The following is a 16,302-nucleotide window of genomic DNA, read 5'->3' as shown; positions in this document are numbered from 1 at the left end:
AATGGCGTTCGGTTTCATCAAGAAGGTTTTCTCTTTCGGCAAGAAGGAGGTCGAGGAGAGGCCGGCGGAGGGCGAAGCGCCCGCCGAGGCGCTGACGAGCACCCCGACGCCCGAGATCACGCCGGAAACGCCTTCCCAGCCGGAGCCCGGGAAACCTGCCGAAGTGCCGCCGGAGCCCGAGCCGGCCCAGCCGCAGGAGCCGGCGCAACCGACGGAGCCTTCGCCCGCCCCCGAAATCCCGGAACCGCCGCAGCCGGAAATCCCCGAGCCCGCTCCGGAGACCCCGCCCGAGGTGCCGGAGCCGCCTCGGGAGGTCCCGCAGCCGGTCCCGGAGCAGCCGCCGAGCCCTGCGCCGGAAATTCCGCAGGCGCCGGAGCCGTCCCGGTCGCCGGCCCCGCCCGAAGTCCCCGCGCCCACAGTGGAAGGGGGAGGGTTTCCCGCGCCCCTTGCGCCCGAAGAGGCACCGGCGCCCGTCTCCCCCCGTCCCGGCTTCGTCGAAGCGCAGGCCGAGATTGCGGGAGAACCGGATCAGGCAAGCACGCTTGCGGAAGACTTGCGCCAGGGGCGGGTCACCATCGCCAGGACGGTCGAACGCAAGGCGGAAGAAGCCCCCGCGCCCACCCCTGAAGAGCCGCGCAGACCCTGGTTCCAGCGGCTGCGCGAGGGCCTGTCTCGCTCCTCGCGCGAGTTGCGCGACAACATCGCGGGCATCTTCCTCAAGCGGAAGCTCGACGAAGACACGCTGCAGGATCTTGAAGACGTGCTCCTGCGCGCCGATCTCGGGCTCGAGACGGCGATGCGCGTGACCGACGCGCTGTCGGCGGGCCGTTACGGCAAGGACGTCTCCGGCGCCGAGGTGCAGGCGATCATGGCGGAGGAGATCGAGAAGGTGCTGACGCCGGTGGCCCTGCCGCTGGAACTCGATCTCTCCCACAAGCCGCACGTGATCCTCGTGGTGGGCGTCAACGGCACCGGCAAGACGACGACGATCGGCAAGCTCGCCGCCAAGCTCGGCCAGGGCGGTCTCAAGGTGATGCTGGCGGCGGGCGACACGTTTCGAGCCGCCGCGATCGAGCAGCTCAAGATCTGGGGCGAGCGGACGGGCGCGCCGGTCGTCTCCTCCAAGCTCGGCGCCGATGCGGCGGGCCTTGCCTACGACGCCTACGAGAAGGCGAAGGCGGCGGGAAGCGACGTGCTCATCATCGATACGGCGGGCCGGCTGCAGAACAAGACCGAACTGATGTCGGAGCTGGAAAAGATCGTCCGCGTGCTCGGCAAGCACGATCCCGAAGCGCCTCACACGGTTCTGCAGACGCTCGACGCCACGACCGGCCAGAACGCCCTTAATCAGGTCGAAATCTTCCGCAATGTTGCGGGGGTCTCAGGGCTGGTGATGACGAAGCTCGACGGCACGGCGCGCGGGGGCATTCTCGTGGCCATCGCCGCCAAGCACAAGCTGCCGGTCTATTTCATCGGCGTCGGCGAAGGGATCGACGATCTGGAACCTTTTTCGGCTGGCGACTTTGCCAAGGCAATCGCAGGAGTAAGTTGAGTGGCGGACGAGAACACGATCTTCGAGCGCGATCCATCGGACCCGAAGCGCAAGGCGATGAACCCGCTCCTGAAGCTGGTGTTGGAGCTGGGGCCGCTGCTCGTCTTCTTCTTCGCCAACACGCGCGGCGAATGGCTTGCGGAACGCATCCCGGCGCTCGGGAGCCTCGGCGGCCCGCTCTTCATCGCCACCGCGCTTTTCATGGCGGCGACGGCCATTGCGCTCGCCGTCTCCTGGTCGCTCACGCGCACGCTGCCCATCATGCCGCTCGTCTCCGGCGTCGTGGTGTTCGTCTTCGGCGCGCTGACGCTCTACCTGCACAACGAGACCTTCATCAAGATGAAGCCCACGATCGTCAACGCGCTGTTCGGCGCGGTGCTGCTGGGCGGCCTCATCTTCGGCAGATCGCTGCTCGGCTACGTCTTCGATTCGGCCTTCAAGCTAGACGCGGAAGGCTGGCGCAAGCTCACCCTGCGCTGGGGGCTCTTCTTTCTCTTCCTCGCGGTTGTGAACGAGGTGGTCTGGCGCTCCTTTTCCACCGATGCCTGGGTGGCCTTCAAGGTATGGGGCATCATGCCCATCACAATCCTCTTCACCATGAGCCAGATGCCGCTCATTATGCGGCATTCGCTGGAGGGAAAGCAGGCGGGCGAATAACACACTCGTGATCCCGGCAGACCGCAAGGGGGGCCGGGAATCCATTGGCGGCGCACCCGTGAGGCTGCGGCCCGATGCTTCACCACGCGCTTTCGGCACCGCCTTGCCTGCTGCGGAAACCGGCCGCGCGTTCAATAGTCCGCGGCTCCTCGCTACCGTCGGGATGACGTGGCAGGTGATTGTGTCCTCTTTCCCTTCCTCGCAGCCTTCAACGCAGCTTCCAACCCGCGATAGAAGCGCACCTGGGGCGCGTGCAGGCCATGCTTGTGCAGGAGATGGCGCATAGGCGTCGTGGCGCCGACGAGATAGACCCTCGCCCCTTGCCATGCGGCCTTGCGGGAAAAACCCTCGATCGTAGCGGCGGCAGTGGAATCCAGCACGTCGACTTCTGATATATCAATGATATACGTTTTCGGCTGGCCGCCCATACGGTCGAGCGCGGTTGCGACACTCGCCGCTGCGCCGAAGAAGAAGGCACCGGAAATGCGGTAGACGACGATGTCCTCGTCGGTCCTCAGCGCGGCCGGATAGGGTTCCCCATCAGGCGCGTCGTCCGGCCTGTCGGCTGCCGCGATCGGATGCGCGTGGTCGACCTCGATCACCTTGGACATGCGGTGCAGGAAGAGGAGCGCGCCCAGGGCGAAGCCGACGAGGATGCCTTCCGTCAGATCGCGGAAAACGACGAGGAGGAAAGTGACGAGGAGGACGAGAGCATCGCCGCGCGAGCTCCTGAAAAGGGAAGCGAACTGGTGCTTTTCGGCCATGTTCCAGGCGACGACCACGAGGATGGCCGCAAGCGCCGAAAGCGGGATGAAACTTGCGAGTGGCGCAGCGACCAGCATGAAGACGAGCAGGAAGGCGGCATGCAGCATGCCGGAGACGGGCCCCCGCGCGCCGGCGCGCACATTCGCGGCCGTGCGGGCGATGGTGCCGGTCACGCAGATGCCGCCGAAAAGCGAGGAGGCGAGATTGGCCGCACCCTGCGCGACGAGTTCCGCATTGGAACGATGGCGCCTGCCGCTCATGGAATCCGCCACCACGGCGGAGAGCAGGCTTTCGATGCCGCCCAGAAGCGTGAATGAGAGCGCCGCCGGCAGGACGGCAACGACCTTTGCCAGCGACAACTCCGGCAGATGCGGCATGGGAAGCGCTTGCGGGATGCCGCCGAAGCGCGTGCCGATCGTCTCCACCGGCAGCGAAAAGGCCCAGGCGACGAGCGTGGTGAGCGCCACGGCAATGAGAAAGCCCGGCCAGTGCGGGCGGTAGCGCCGCAACACGAGGATGACCGCGACAGCGAGGAGGGCGATGCCCACCGCGGGTGGACTGAGCGTCGGCAGGGCCGCACCGAGCGCCTGCAGCTTGGGGATGAAGGGGCCGGGCTCCTGGCCTTCGAGGGTGAGCCCCAGGAAATCCTTGAGCTGGCTGGTCAGGATGATGACGGCGATACCGGATGTGAAGCCGACCGTGACGGGATAGGGTATATATTTGATGAAAGTACCCAATCGCAGAAAGCCGATTGCAAGTAGGAGGAGCCCCGAGAGGAATGTGGCGAGGATAAGCCCGTCCACCCCATGCATCTGCACCGTGGCAAGTACAAGCACGATGAAGGCGCCGGCCGGCCCGCCGATCTGGAATCGGCTCCCGCCGAGCGCCGAAACGAAGAAGCCGCCGATAATTGAGGTATAGAGCCCGCGCTCCGGCGCGACGCCGGAGGCGATGGCGATCGCCATGGACAGCGGCAGCGCGACGATGGCGACGGTGAGCCCCGCCACGGCGTCGGCCTTGAGCGAGGAGAGACCATAGCCTTCCCTCAGCACCGTGACGAGCTTGGGCGTGAAGAGATCGAGAAAACCTGGTTCGTGAGCGCGGGCGAGCATGATTTTTGACCCCTGGCAGCGGGATCGTCGGCCTGCCCGGCGAACGCCGTTGCACAAGACCCGTTCGATCCCTTCCGGTTCGAAACGGCCTTCTTCTTGTTGCGCAATTCCGGATGGAACGCCGGTTCCGCTTCCCCGGAATAGCCTTTGCGTCAGCCTTCGCCGTTCCTAGGCACCGCTTCCCTGAGGCGGACGCCGCGCCCGCTGCCGGTGCTCGGCGCATTCTCGCCGATCAGTTCGACGCCCGCCGCATCCAGGGCCTCGACCACCTTGGTCAAGGTCTCCACCACGCCCCGCACCCGGCCGTCGCTCGCCTCCATGCGCTGTATCGTGGGCAGCGAGACGCCGGAAAGCTCGGCGAGCCGCTTCTGATCGATGCCGAGAAGGGCGCGCGCGGCGCGCATCTGTCGAGCGGTGATCATGAACGCTCCGTCTGACGGTTATTCATATATCAAATAGCATGAATGATGTCTAGAAACTCAATCATGAGGTTTTGTGCCACGCTGCCTTAAGCACCGAACCATCCGATCACCGCGCCCATGATGACCGCGACGCCGAGCCAATGCAGCGCATCGATGAGGGTGAGGTCCCAGCCGAAGCCCTGGTACCGATGATTGACGGCGATGGTGGTGGCAATGAAGCCGAGCCATAGGAAGGCACCGGAGATCACGCCGTTCCAGAACGTGACCTGGCCCGCGCCCAGATGGCCGATCACGCCGGCGAGGATCCAGGCCATGACGAGCTCGGCCACGAAGGAGGTGATGAACGGCACGGGGCTCATCTTCATCTCCTCGGGCTTCAGCCGCGCGGCCCTGATCCAGGGCTTGCTCAGCGCCATATAGTAGACCGCGCCGAAGGCGAAGGCGGCGATGGCCGCCACCAGGATCGCCAGATAATTCATTCCGCCGAAATCCATCGCCTGATTCCTTTCCCGCTCAAGATGAGCGGATTGAAAGGCCGCACCCGCGCGCCGTCAAGACGAGCGCGACAGCTGCGCATGCGGACCGCCGCGCCCGGTTGCGCGGCCGGACGCGGAGGCACTCCTGTGGGATCAGGCGGCCTGCTTCTTCGGCTGGATGAGGCCGCGGGCGACGAGCAGCTCGGCGATCTGCACCGTGTTGAGGGCCGCGCCCTTGCGCAGATTGTCGGAGACGATCCACATGGCAAGGCCGTTCTCCACCGTCGAGTCCTCGCGGATGCGGCTGATATAGGTCGCGTCCTCGCCCGCGCTCTCATAGGGCGTGACGTAGCCGCCGTCCTCGTGCTTGTCGACCACCAGGCAGCCCGGCGCCTCGCGCAGGATCTCGCGTGCCTCGTCCGCGGTGATCGGCTTCTCGAATTCCAGGTTCACCGCCTCGGAATGGCCGATGAAGACGGGCACCCGCACACAAGTGGCCGTGAGCTTGATCTTCGGATCGAGCATCTTCTTGGTCTCGGCCACCATCTTCCACTCTTCCTTGGTGAAGCCGTCCTCCATGAAGACGTCGATATGCGGAATGACATTGAAGGCGATGCGCTTGGTGAACTTCTTGTTTGAGATTGGATCGGCCACGAAGACGGCGCGGGTCTGCTCGAAGAGCTCGTCCATGCCTTCCTTGCCCGCGCCGGAGACCGACTGATAGGTGGACACGACGATGCGCTTGATGGTGGCGGCGTCATGCAGCGGCTTCAGTGCCACGACGAGCTGGGCGGTCGAGCAGTTGGGATTGGCGATGATGTTCTTCCTGCGGAAGCCCTCGATCGCATCGGGATTCACCTCCGGCACGATGAGCGGCACGTCCTGGTCGTAGCGCCAAGCGGACGAGTTGTCGATGACGACGCAGCCCTGCTTTCCGATGCGTGGCGAGACCTCCTTGGAGACATTGCCGCCCGCCGACATGAGGCAGATATCGGTGTCGGAGAAGTCGTAATTGTCAAGCGCCTTCACCTTCAGCGTCTTGTCGCCGTAGGAGACTTCCGTGCCGACGGAGCGGCGCGAGGCGAGCGGCACCACCTCGTCGGCGGGAAAGCCGCGCTCTTCCAGGATGTTGAGCATTTCACGTCCGACATTCCCGGTGGCGCCGGCAACAGCAATCTTGAAACCCATGGATAAGCTCCTGTCCCTCTCCGCTTGGCTGTGGATCAAACCCGCCGGCCCGCGGGCTGCTCCTCCCCGGGCCTGTCTCGGGGAGAGAGCGAGCGGCCAAGGAAGGTCAGACCGTTTTGGCGGTCGTTTTGGCCGTCGTCTTCGTGAAGCGGGAAACCGCGCCGCCGGTTCCGGCAGCGGCATGAAAACTCGCAATATGGCGCGCGGAAGAGCGCATGTCCAAGGCAGTCTCCGTTTCCGGCACGGGTTTTACGCGGAATCGGGGCGAAGTCAATCGGGTCTCCCCACGGGGCCCGGTCGCTCGCCCGAACGTGAATTGACCGCCACCGCCGAGACCTTACCTTGGGGCAGGAGAACGAGGATAAGGCCATGAAGATTTTCCCGCCGATCGGTCTTTTGCCCGGAGCGCTGGTGGTCGCCCTGCCCATTGCGCTTTCCCTTCCCGCGCTTGCCCATCACGGCTGGTCCTGGACGGAGGACGGCATGTTCGAACTGGAGGGTACGATCACCGAGATCTATGTCGGCAACCCCCATGCTGCGCTGGACGTGGATGTCGAGGGAGAGATCTGGCGCGTCGAACTGGCGCCACCCTCGCGCACCGTCGCCGCCGGGTTTTCCGAGGATACGGCCAAGCCGGGAGACGAGGTCACCGCCATCGGCAACCGCTCGCGCGACGACAGCGAGCGGCGCATGAAGGCCGTGCGCATCATCGTCAACGGAAACACCTATGATGTGTATCCGGGCCGCGCGCCGAACTGACGCGGCCCGCCGCCGGGCCGCCTGAGTGGAGCTTCTCGGCATCATCGAGCAGCTTGCACCTGCGCGCGCGCTCAGGGCGTCGTTCTACGCCTATCCGCTGGTCAACGCCGCGCACATCCTGTCGATCGGAATGCTGCTTGCGAGCGTGATCCTGATGGACCTGCGGATCCTGGGCTTCCTGGCCGCCCAGGAATATCGGCCGTTCCTGAAACTGATGCGCCGCGCGGCGCTGATCGCCTTCTGCGGAGCACTCGCAACCGGCCTTCCGATGTTCGCCATCCGCGCCGGCGAATATTTTCATAATCCGGCCTTTCGGCTCAAGATGGCGCTGATCGGGCTTGCGGGTCTCAACCTCCTGGCGCTGCGCCTTTTCGTCTCCGGATCTGACGGCACCGCGAGCAGGCACCCCGCGGCGAAGCTTGCGGCGGCGCTGTCGATCCTGCTCTGGCTCGGCGTGCTGGTCTGCGGCCGGTTCATCGGGTTCGTGTGATGGGGGAACATTTTCCGCCCCGGCCGGTTGCCGGACAAAGGACGGAAGACCGATGGCCGAGAACCGGAAACCCACGACCATATCCGGCAGAAAGGCACGCCAGGGCGATGTCGTGCTGAAGACGCCGCTGCGCCGCGCGATCTTCATCGGCGGCCTGGCGGGCATCGTGATCCTGGGAATAGCCCTGGCGTTGGCCTGACGTCCGCTCAGGCCGAAAGCTCGCGGAACTTCCGCACGATCGCGTCGCCCATGGCCGAGGTGCTCACCTCGCGCATGCCCTCGGACATGATGTCGCCGGTGCGATAACCCTCGTCCAGGACAGCCGCGATCGCCTTCTCCAGCCGGTCGGCCTCCGCCACCATGTTGAACGAATAGCGCAGGCACATGGCGAAGGAGGCGATCATGGCGATCGGATTGGCCACGCCCTTGCCCGCGATGTCGGGCGCGGAACCATGCACCGGCTCATAGAGCGCCTTGCGGCTGCCGGACTTGGGATCCGGTGCGCCGAGGGAAGCCGACGGCAGCATGCCGAGCGAGCCTGTCAGCATCGCCGCAACGTCCGACAGCATGTCGCCGAAGAGATTGTCGGTCACGATCACGTCGAACTGCTTGGGCCAGCGGACGAGCTGCATGCCGCCCGCATCCGCGAGCATGTGCGTGAGCTCCACGTCGGGGTATTTCGCCCTGTGGGTGGCCGCCACGACCTCCTTCCAGAGCACGCCCGACTTCATGACATTGTGCTTTTCCATCGAGCAGACCTTGTTGCGGCGCGTGCGCGCCAGCTCGAAAGCCACACCGGAGATGCGCTCGATCTCGAACGTGTCGTAGACCTGCGTGTCGACGGCGCGCTTCTGGCCGTTGCCGAGATCGGTGATCTCCTTCGGCTCGCCGAAATAGACGCCGCCGGTGAGCTCCCGCACGATGAGAACGTCGAGCCCCTCCACCACGTCGCGCTTGAGCGAGGAGGAGTCGGCAAGCGCCGGATAGCAGATGGCGGGGCGCAGGTTCGCGAAGAGTTCCATATCCTTGCGCAGCCTGAGGAGGCCGGCCTCCGGCCGCACGTCATAGGGAACATCGGCCCATTTCGGCCCGCCGACGGCGCCGAAGAGCACGGCATCGGCTTGCAGCGCGCGCTGCATGTCCTCCTCGGAGATCGCCTTGCCATGCGCGTCATGGGCAGCACCCCCGACAAGCCCTGCTTCCATCTCGAAACCGGCGCCGAACTCGGAATTCATGACGGCGATGAGTTTCGATACCTCGGCCATCGCCTCGGGGCCGATTCCGTCGCCGGGAAGAAGAAGGAGCTTGCGCGTTGCCATGGGAGCCTCTTGCGTCTCGAAAACCGCGCCTTTGCTAAACGGGCGAGCGGCCTTGCGCAAGATGCGTCATGGAAGCGGAGAGTCAGGCAGCAAGCTCCGGATGGCGTTTGACGAGAGCGGTGCGCAGCTTCTCGAGCGCGCGGGATTCGATCTGGCGGACCCTCTCCTTGGAGATGCCGAGCGTGGCGCCGAGCGACTCGAGCGTGGCCCCCTCCTCGGAAAGCCGGCGTTCGCGCACGATGGTGAGTTCCCGGCCGTTGAGCGTGCCGAGCGCCTGTTTCAGCCATTGCGCGCGGCGCTCGCCGTCGATCGCCTCACGCACCACCTCGTCGGGCTGCGGCGCATCGCTCACCAGGAAATCGATGCGCTCGGAGGTGGGGTCGTTGTCGATCCTGAGCGGCGCGTTGAGCGAAGTATCCGCACTGGCAAGCCGGGCATCCATCAACGCCACGTCGCTCTCGGAAACCCGGAGCGCCTGTGCCACCTCGCGATAGATCTCCTCCGAGGGCGTGGCCCCCCCGGCCTTCTGCAGCTTCATGCGCAGGCGGCGGAGGTTGAAGAAGAGCGCCTTCTGGGCGGAGCTGGTGCCGCCACGCACGATGGACCAGTTGCGCAGGATGTAATCCTGCATCGAAGCCCGGATCCACCATGTGGCGTATGTCGAAAAGCGCACCTCGCGCGAAGGGTCGAAGCGCGCGGCCGCCTCCAGGAGCCCCACATGGCCCTCCTGGATCAGGTCGCTCATGGAAAGCCCGAAATTGCGGAACTTCGACGCCATGGCGATGACGAGCCGCATATGCGCCATCGTCATTCGATGGAGCGCCTGCTGGTCCTGCTTCTCCTTCCACTGGACAGCCAGCTCATGCTCCTCCTCGCGCGCGAGATAGGGCGCCTTCATGGCCGCTTTGATCAGCTTCCGCCGGGCATCTTCCTGCATCTTCTGGGCGCTCCTGCTTCCACCCTACCGCCGGCCTCCGGCGGCGGATCGGCGCCAACCGGTCCATCCGCGCCCAGGGCGGCATCGCACGAGGTGTAACAAGGCCGAAACCCAAAGGTTCCACGCACACGCAAAGGTGAAATGATAGCCGGGAAACAAAAAACCCGGCCGCTGCCGGCCGGGTCTTTCAGGGAAACGAAGATGGAAGGCTTACGCCGCCTCTTCCTTCTCCGTCTCGTCGTTTTCAGCCTTGGCGCCGCGGCGCGGGCCCTTGTTGAGATTGACCTCGATCAGGCGAACCGCCTCGGTTTCCGACATGCGGTTCACCGCGGCGATCTCCCGCGCCATGCGATCGAGCGCAGCCTCGTAGAGCTGGCGTTCGGAATAGGACTGTTCCGGCTGGTTGTCGGCGCGGTAGAGATCGCGCACCACCTCGGAGATGGAGAGCAGGTCGCCGGAATTGATCTTCGCGTCATATTCCTGCGCGCGGCGCGACCACATGGTGCGCTTGACGCGCGCACGGCCCTGCACGACGCGCAGCGCGCGATCGACATAATCCGTCTCCGACAGCTTGCGCATGCCGATGGTGGCGGCCTTGGCGACCGGCACCTTCAGGCGCATCTTGTCCTTCTGGAAATCGATAACGAACAGCTCCAGCTTGTGCCCGGCCACTTCCTGTTCCTCGATCGTGACGATCTGCCCGACGCCATGCGCCGGATAGACGATGAACTCGCCCGTCTTGAAACCCTGCCGTTGTGCCGATTTTTTCTGCTGGGTTGCCATACGCCTTACACTCCTGTTCTTAATGGGGCGGCAGAATAGCTCGCTCCGCCCGGGGCCGAGTGCCGGTGCGTGATTTGAAAGCGGCAGTAGGCGGTCCGGAAGGGGCGCTCGTCAAAGCTATCGCAAGCCGCTTTGGCCCAGCCGCCCTGGTCCGGAAAGAAAACCCACCTTTCAGTGATTGTATGTCCGCGCCTTCAAAAGACGTTCGTCTCCGGCATGTCACATATAGGTAACACAAAAAGCTGAAAGAATCAACTATTTGCCGCAAATGCGCAATCAACCGGGGACGGTGGCGGGCCACCATCCTTCAATGTGACATTGTGACGCGACCGCTTCCAGCGGCCGCAGCGAAGCTGCTCAACCGCCCTCGCCTGGCTCCGGCGAGAAGTATTTCTCGAACTTCTCCTCGATACCATCCCAATCCTTGGCATCCGCCGGAGGTTCCTTCTTGGCCGTGATATTGGGCCATTTTTCGGCGTATTCAGAGTTGACCTGCAGCCACTTGTCGAGGCCGGGCTCCGTGTCCGGCTTGATGGCCTCGGCCGGGCATTCGGGCTCACAGACGCCGCAATCGATGCACTCATCCGGATGGATGACGAGCATGTTTTCGCCTTCATAGAAACAGTCGACCGGACACACCTCGATGCAATCCATGTACTTGCACTTGATGCAATTGTCGGTCACGACATAGGTCATTGCGGGCTCCCGGGTCTCGGGTCTTGTGTTTTCGACGGCGGGTGAGGTAGCCCCTTTGCAGGGCCGTGGCAAGGTCCGCCATTCTGCTGCTTGGCGTCGCAGGAGAACAGCTTTGCGGCAGGGCACCCCGGGCCTCGCCGCAACCCTCAGTTCTCGCCGCGCCAATCGTCCAGCGCCCGGCGTTCCTTTTTGGTCGGACGCCCGCTGCCGGATTCCCGCTTAAGCGGAAGCGGCGCCGGCGAGGACGGAGGCGTCAGGTCCTCGTAAAGCAGGCGCGCCTCCTCCGCCGGCCCGCGCCGCACGCCAGGCCCGAGCACGCGATAGACCAGGATGCGCCGGTCGAGCGTAATGGTCAGCACGTCGCCGGGACGGACAAGCTGCGAGGCTTGCTCGGTCTTCTCCCGGTTGATGCGTACGCGGCCCGCCTGCGCCAGCTTGGCGGCAAGCGAGCGCGACTTGACCACGCGGGCGAAGAACAGCCACTTGTCGATGCGCTGGCGTTCGTCCGCGGCCAAATGTGCTATTTCCTCAGCTGGTCTCGCAATGCCGCGAGCTTGGCGAAAGGCGAATCGGGATCAACTTTCGGCGCGCGGTCCTCGCGCTTCTGCGGCCGGTCGTCCCGGCGCGGATGACGCTGCTGCCCGTCGCGACCTTTTGCCCCGGGCTTGCGCTCACGCCCATCCTCGGCGGCGGAACGGTGCGGCTGGCGCTGCTTGCCCTTGTCCTGTCGCGCGCCTTCCTGCCGCTTCTGCGGACGCCGACGCTCGAAGCGCGCCTGGCGCCATACGAGCACCGGCTTCGGCTCCTCCTCCGCTTCGGCCGGTGTTTCCGCCGGGGCAGCGGACGCCTCCACCCCCGCTGGCTCGGCGGCAGCCGAGGGCTCGTCGACATGGACCGGCTGAACCGGGCCGGTGCCCGTTGCAAGCCCCGCCTCGCCGGAATCGGCTGATACCGCTGTCTGGTCGCGTTCGGCCCCGATGGCTCCATGCTCGGCAGGCGTCTGCTCGACACGGTCCTGCCCGGAGCGCTCACCTTCGCCCGCGGCCTCCGCGGGTGCGGAGACCTCAGCCCGAACCTGCTCCGCCTCATCGGCAGCGGCCTGACCGGGCTGATTCTTCTCGACAGGCAGCCCGGCCGAAGCGGCTTCTTCGGCAGCGGCTTTCGTTTCCGCGGTCTTGTCGAAATTCTCGAGCCTGGCGCTCACTTCTTCGGCGGGCTTCGGCTCGGCGCGATAGCCGAGGCCCTTGAGAATCGCCTCCATATCATCGGCGGTGGCGCCCAGGATCGACATCATGGCCGGCGTGACGACGAAAGCGTCCCCGCCGAAGGCGCCTTCAGGACGTTTGCCCGTGCCCGGCTTCCAGGCGAGCGCCGGACGGATCTGATCCGCCAGCCGCTCCAGGATGTCCACGCGGACGGCGCGGCGGCCGAGATTGCGGAAGCCGGCGAGCCTATAGAACGCGCGTTCGAAAGTGGGGTCGGTGACGATCGAGGTACGCCCCGCGGCAAGCGCTGCCACCACATCGCCATAGCCCGGCCTGTCCTTGGCATCGTTCTTGAGCGCCCACAGCAGCGTGGCGAGACCGGCCGGCCCCGGTTTGATGAGGGAGGGGATGAAGACATGGTAGGCGCCGAAGCGGACACCAAGCCTTCTGAGCGCCGCACGCGCCTCCTGGTCCAGCGCACGAACCTCCTCGGCCACGTCGCGGCGGTTGAGCAGCCCGAAATTCTCCACGAGCTGGAAGGCGAGCCCCCGCGCGATGCCCGAGAGCATCTCTGCCTGCCGCAGGTCGAGAAGCGGCTTCAGCAGGCTTTCGATCTGGAAATTGACGAAGCGCTCGGCGCGGGCGGCAACCTTGTCGCGCGCGGGACCCGTGAGCTGCTCGTCCGCAAGCAGCACCACGCGCGGCTTCAAGACGTCGTCCGTCGCGGCCAGCGTGCCCACCGGCGCGCCGATCCAGCGCAGGATGCCATCCGAGCCCAGCGCAAGGTCGCCATTGGGCGCGGATGAGAAGCGCTCGGCGCGCAGATCGAACTCTGCCGCCAGCGCCTTCTGGGCGGCTGTCTTCACGGCACGCGCATCCTCCCCCTCCGCACTTTTGTCTGCGGTGAAGCGGAAGCCCTGCATCTCGCCGACATGGTGCCCTTCGACCAGGACGTCTCCGGCGGGGCTGATTTCTGCTTCAGGCATTGCGTTCTCTCTCAGGCGCCTCATGAGCACGGATGTCCTGCGATCAACGAAGCGTTTCGTCAATCTCTCATGCAGCGCATCGGACAGCCTGTCCTCGATCTCGCGCGTTTTTTCCTGCCAGTGTGTCGGATCGGACAACCATCCGGGCCTGTGGGACACGAAAGTCCAGGTGCGGATCTGCGCGATGCGCGCCGAAAGCGTGTCGATCTCGCCTTCGGTGGGGGACGCCCGTTCCACCTGCTCGGCCATGTAGTCCTCGTCCACATGGCCGCTGCGCGCCAGATCGGTGAAGATGGCGCTGACGAGCTCCGCATGCTGGGCGGGGGCGATCTTGCGATAGTCCGGCAGCGCGCAGGCATCCCACAGAAGCGCCACCTTGGCGCGGTTCGCGGCGAGCGTCCGCACGTCGTCGTCCCTGGAAAGATGCTCGAGCACGCGCAGGTCCGCCGCCGGCAGCGCCCGCGTAAGGCCCTCCACGGGCGGTGTCGCCTCGAGCGATGCCTTGAGCGCGTCGATGCTCGACAAGTCGATTTCGGCCGAGCGCCACTGGAGCATCTTCACCGGCTCGAACTGATGCGTCTCGACGCGCTCCACCAGGGCATCCGCGAACGGATCCACCTGCCCGGTGACGCCGAACGTGCCGTCGCGCACATGGCGGCCGGCACGACCGGCGATCTGTCCAAGCTCCGCGGCGGTCAGCTCGCGATTCTGAAAGCCGTCGAACTTACGGTTCTGGGCGAAGGCGACATGGTCGACATCGAGATTGAGACCCATGCCGATCGCGTCCGTGGCGACGAGGTAGTCGACGTCTCCGGACTGATAGAGCTCGACCTGCGCGTTGCGGGTGCGCGGACTGAGCGCGCCAAGCACGATGGCGGCGCCACCCCGCTGGCGCCGAATGAGCTCGCCGATGGCATAGACCTCGTCGGCCAAGAAGGCGACGACGGCCGAACGGCGCGGCAACCGGGTGATCTTCTTGGAGCCGGCATAGGTGAGCACCGACATGCGCGGACGCGTGACCACGGAGATGCCCTTGAGCAGCCGTTCCAGTATGCCGCGCATTGTGGCGGCCCCGAGGAGCAGCGTCTCCTGCCGTCCGCGCAGATTAAGAAGCCTGTCGGTGAAAATATGACCACGCTCCAGATCGGCGGCGAGCTGCACCTCGTCGATGGCGACGAAGGCAGCATCGGTCGCACGCGGCATCGCTTCCACGGTGCAGACCGAATAGCGCGCGCCGGGCGGGATGATCTTCTCCTCGCCGGTGATCAGAGCCACGTTCCGCTCACCCACGCGGGCGGCCACGCGGGAGTAGACCTCACGTGCGAGCAGGCGCAGCGGCAGCCCGATGATGCCCGATTCGTGGGCGACCATGCGCTCGATGGCGAGATGGGTCTTTCCGGTGTTCGTCGGTCCCAGGACGGCCGTGATGCCACGCCCGTCGAAGGTGGTGCGTTCGCTTTTCATCGGTTGAAGATTCATTCGCGGCACCCGCTTTAGGGTCTGTTGAGTGTCAGCACAGGAGCTGCGCCGCAGCGACGGCCCGTCGCCACCGCCGCAGACATATAGGATCGAAGTGCCGGAGCAAAAGGCAAAATGATGCCTCCGTTAAGCTTTGGAACGACTCTGGAACGAATCAGCGACGAATCACTGACTCCGGGTGATTCACTTTTTGTTCGACACAACATCTGGGGAAATCAGCTACTCTAAGCGCTAAATGGTGAATCCGCTTTCATCGCAATTCGCCGGATTCGCGTTCGGGCGTTAAGATTTCGTCCGTCCCCGGCAACGAGTGGCCTGCGGGCTCGGGACAAGTTTAGGGAATTGTTCGCTTTTCTAAATGGCACGTTAAACCGTTCCGCGCAAAAGGCGCGGATGCGTTAACGAACCGGCCAAAGCCGGAACGAACCGGCGACGAATCACCGACTTGAAGTCGTTCCGGGATTGTTCCGCACAAGATATTGTGGCCTCCACAGCCTGATAACCGACAATCCACAGTTTATCCACAGCGCTGAACGGGTCCTGCCGGTCGCGGAGTTAACGATGGCGTGCCGATTTGGGTCAGCAGCACCGGCGTGAAGAAGGAGACCGCCGCCTCAGGTGATATACTGCCCGCCATTCGCCGTGAGCGTGGAACCGGTGATGAAGCCCGCTTCGTCGGAGGCGAGGAAGAGGACGCAGCGCGCGATCTCCGCCGCCTCGCCGAGCCGCCCGACCGGAATTTGCGCGATGATCTTCTCGCGCACCGCCTCCGGCACAGCCATCACCATGTCCGTCGCGACGTAGCCGGGGCAGATGGTATTGACCGTGATGTTGGAGCGCGCGCCTTCCTGGGCCAGCGCCTTGACGAAGCCGATCTCGCCCGCCTTGGAGGCGGAATAATTCACCTGGCCGGCCTGCCCCTTCTGTCCGTTGATGGAGGAGATCACGACGATACGGCCGAACCGGCGCTCGCGCATGCCCGGCCAGAGCGGATGCGTCATGTTGAAGACGCCGGAGAGGTTCGTGTCGACCACCTCGCGCCACTGCGCGGGCGTCATCTTGTGGAACATCGCATCCCGCGTGATGCCGGCATTGTTGACCAGTACGTCGACCGGCCCGAGTGCCGCCTCCACCTCGGAAATACCCGCCATGCACGCCTCATAGCCGGCGACGGACCAGCGATAGGCGGGGATGCCGGTCTCGCCCGTGAAGCGTTTCGCCGCCTCCTCGTTTCCGGCGTAGTTTGCGGCGACCCGGTATCCCGCCTCCTTCAACGCAATGGAAATGGCCGCGCCTATTCCGCGTGTTCCGCCCGTCACGAGTGCTGTTCTCGGCATGTTTCTCTCCCATTGGAATCGGTCACGAAGGCGGAAGGTGGAGAGCCGGGATGAAGAGCGGTTGACGATGGAAGTGGATAACCGCTGTCCTCAGATCGCGCTGTTCCGCGCCGATGCACCGCGGGCCTGCAATCCCCTC

General features: G+C 65.0%; 16 protein-coding genes. 5 read left to right on the top strand and 11 right to left on the bottom strand.

What is annotated here, in order from left to right; genetic code table 11:
* Window position 1 precedes the first annotated feature (1 nt).
* Both ftsY and PVE73_RS02670 read left to right on the top strand, forming a co-directional pair.
* Window positions 2–1,552, top strand: coding sequence for a signal recognition particle-docking protein FtsY (ftsY, locus tag PVE73_RS02675; RefSeq protein WP_277365461.1), 1,551 nt, complete (start codon window positions 2–4; stop codon window positions 1,550–1,552).
* 57 nt (window positions 1,553–1,609) lie between these two features.
* A complete protein-coding gene (locus PVE73_RS02670; protein ID WP_277367323.1) occupies window positions 1,610–2,209 on the top strand; it encodes a septation protein A in 600 nt (199 codons plus the stop codon).
* Window positions 2,210–2,361: 152 nt separating this feature from the next.
* Here PVE73_RS02670 and PVE73_RS02665 read toward each other — a convergent pair whose 3' ends face one another.
* From PVE73_RS02665 to PVE73_RS02650, 4 genes are all read right to left on the bottom strand, one after another.
* Entirely contained in the window at window positions 2,362–4,086 is a 1,725-nt protein-coding gene (locus tag PVE73_RS02665) for a SulP family inorganic anion transporter (protein ID WP_277365460.1), read from the bottom strand.
* A 152-nt stretch (window positions 4,087–4,238) separates the two neighbouring features.
* Window positions 4,239–4,508: a helix-turn-helix transcriptional regulator gene (locus tag PVE73_RS02660; RefSeq protein WP_277365459.1), complete on the bottom strand. Its 270-nt coding sequence runs from the start codon at window positions 4,506–4,508 to the stop codon at window positions 4,239–4,241.
* An 86-nt stretch (window positions 4,509–4,594) separates the two neighbouring features.
* A complete protein-coding gene (locus PVE73_RS02655) occupies window positions 4,595–5,002 on the bottom strand; it encodes a DUF1761 domain-containing protein (protein ID WP_277365458.1) in 408 nt (135 codons plus the stop codon).
* A 135-nt stretch (window positions 5,003–5,137) separates the two neighbouring features.
* The gene (locus tag PVE73_RS02650; RefSeq protein WP_277365457.1) at window positions 5,138–6,172 is read right to left on the bottom strand and encodes an aspartate-semialdehyde dehydrogenase; all 1,035 of its coding nucleotides are present in this window, start codon (window positions 6,170–6,172) and stop codon (window positions 5,138–5,140) included.
* A gap of 369 nt (window positions 6,173–6,541) precedes the next feature.
* On the opposite strand from PVE73_RS02650, the gene PVE73_RS02645 reads away from it, so the two are divergent.
* The 3 genes from PVE73_RS02645 to PVE73_RS02635 are packed head-to-tail and all read left to right on the top strand — an operon-like array spanning window position 6,542 to window position 7,620.
* Window positions 6,542–6,931, top strand: coding sequence for a DUF6152 family protein (locus PVE73_RS02645; protein WP_277365456.1), 390 nt, complete (start codon window positions 6,542–6,544; stop codon window positions 6,929–6,931).
* 25 nt (window positions 6,932–6,956) lie between these two features.
* The gene (locus PVE73_RS02640) at window positions 6,957–7,421 is read left to right on the top strand and encodes a DUF6644 family protein (RefSeq protein WP_277365455.1); all 465 of its coding nucleotides are present in this window, start codon (window positions 6,957–6,959) and stop codon (window positions 7,419–7,421) included.
* A 52-nt stretch (window positions 7,422–7,473) separates the two neighbouring features.
* Window positions 7,474–7,620, top strand: a complete 147-nt coding sequence (locus PVE73_RS02635; RefSeq protein WP_277365454.1) for a peptide ABC transporter permease — start codon at window positions 7,474–7,476, stop codon at window positions 7,618–7,620.
* A gap of 7 nt (window positions 7,621–7,627) precedes the next feature.
* Here the strand turns inward: PVE73_RS02635 and leuB are convergent, their stop codons facing one another.
* The 7 genes from leuB to phbB form a co-directional block, all read right to left on the bottom strand.
* Window positions 7,628–8,740 carry a 3-isopropylmalate dehydrogenase gene (leuB, locus tag PVE73_RS02630; RefSeq protein WP_277365453.1) on the bottom strand — a complete coding sequence of 371 codons (1,113 nt, stop codon included), beginning with the start codon at window positions 8,738–8,740 and terminating at the stop codon, window positions 7,628–7,630.
* Window positions 8,741–8,822: 82 nt separating this feature from the next.
* Window positions 8,823–9,677, bottom strand: a complete 855-nt coding sequence (locus PVE73_RS02625; protein WP_277365452.1) for an RNA polymerase factor sigma-32 — start codon at window positions 9,675–9,677, stop codon at window positions 8,823–8,825.
* 210 nt (window positions 9,678–9,887) lie between these two features.
* Window positions 9,888–10,460: a CarD family transcriptional regulator gene (locus tag PVE73_RS02620; protein ID WP_277365451.1), complete on the bottom strand. Its 573-nt coding sequence runs from the start codon at window positions 10,458–10,460 to the stop codon at window positions 9,888–9,890.
* A gap of 357 nt (window positions 10,461–10,817) precedes the next feature.
* Window positions 10,818–11,156, bottom strand: a complete 339-nt coding sequence (gene fdxA / locus PVE73_RS02615) for a ferredoxin FdxA (protein ID WP_277365450.1) — start codon at window positions 11,154–11,156, stop codon at window positions 10,818–10,820.
* A gap of 146 nt (window positions 11,157–11,302) precedes the next feature.
* Entirely contained in the window at window positions 11,303–11,671 is a 369-nt protein-coding gene (locus PVE73_RS02610) for an RNA-binding S4 domain-containing protein (RefSeq protein WP_277365449.1), read from the bottom strand.
* 5 nt (window positions 11,672–11,676) lie between these two features.
* On the bottom strand, window positions 11,677–14,811 hold the full coding sequence (locus PVE73_RS02605) for a helicase-related protein (RefSeq protein ID WP_277365448.1): 3,135 nt from the start codon (window positions 14,809–14,811) through the stop codon (window positions 11,677–11,679).
* Between the two features lie 629 nt (window positions 14,812–15,440).
* Window positions 15,441–16,163, bottom strand: a complete 723-nt coding sequence (phbB, locus tag PVE73_RS02600) for an acetoacetyl-CoA reductase (RefSeq protein ID WP_277365447.1) — start codon at window positions 16,161–16,163, stop codon at window positions 15,441–15,443.
* Window positions 16,164–16,302: the final 139 nt, after the last annotated feature.

The sequence above is a fragment of the Chelativorans sp. AA-79 genome, from assembly GCF_029457495.1.
Classification (GTDB): domain Bacteria; phylum Pseudomonadota; class Alphaproteobacteria; order Rhizobiales; family Rhizobiaceae; genus Chelativorans.
The sequence above is the reverse complement of the archived record's forward strand: the minus strand, read 5'-3'. Positions and strand labels throughout refer to the sequence as shown.

Coding starts and splice junctions, on each gene's coding strand:
- ftsY (WP_277365461.1), top strand. CDS start 2: ATGGCGTTCGGTTTCATCAAGAAGGTTTTCTCTTTCGGCAAGAAGGAG.
- PVE73_RS02670 (WP_277367323.1), top strand. CDS start 1,610: ATGAACCCGCTCCTGAAGCTGGTGTTGGAGCTGGGGCCGCTGCTCGTC.
- PVE73_RS02665 (WP_277365460.1), bottom strand. CDS start 4,086: ATGCTCGCCCGCGCTCACGAACCAGGTTTTCTCGATCTCTTCACGCCC.
- PVE73_RS02660 (WP_277365459.1), bottom strand. CDS start 4,508: ATGATCACCGCTCGACAGATGCGCGCCGCGCGCGCCCTTCTCGGCATC.
- PVE73_RS02655 (WP_277365458.1), bottom strand. CDS start 5,002: ATGGATTTCGGCGGAATGAATTATCTGGCGATCCTGGTGGCGGCCATC.
- PVE73_RS02650 (WP_277365457.1), bottom strand. CDS start 6,172: ATGGGTTTCAAGATTGCTGTTGCCGGCGCCACCGGGAATGTCGGACGT.
- PVE73_RS02645 (WP_277365456.1), top strand. CDS start 6,542: ATGAAGATTTTCCCGCCGATCGGTCTTTTGCCCGGAGCGCTGGTGGTC.
- PVE73_RS02635 (WP_277365454.1), top strand. CDS start 7,474: ATGGCCGAGAACCGGAAACCCACGACCATATCCGGCAGAAAGGCACGC.
- leuB (WP_277365453.1), bottom strand. CDS start 8,740: ATGGCAACGCGCAAGCTCCTTCTTCTTCCCGGCGACGGAATCGGCCCC.
- PVE73_RS02625 (WP_277365452.1), bottom strand. CDS start 9,677: ATGCAGGAAGATGCCCGGCGGAAGCTGATCAAAGCGGCCATGAAGGCG.
- PVE73_RS02620 (WP_277365451.1), bottom strand. CDS start 10,460: ATGGCAACCCAGCAGAAAAAATCGGCACAACGGCAGGGTTTCAAGACG.
- fdxA (WP_277365450.1), bottom strand. CDS start 11,156: ATGACCTATGTCGTGACCGACAATTGCATCAAGTGCAAGTACATGGAT.
- PVE73_RS02605 (WP_277365448.1), bottom strand. CDS start 14,811: ATGAAAAGCGAACGCACCACCTTCGACGGGCGTGGCATCACGGCCGTC.
- phbB (WP_277365447.1), bottom strand. CDS start 16,163: ATGCCGAGAACAGCACTCGTGACGGGCGGAACACGCGGAATAGGCGCG.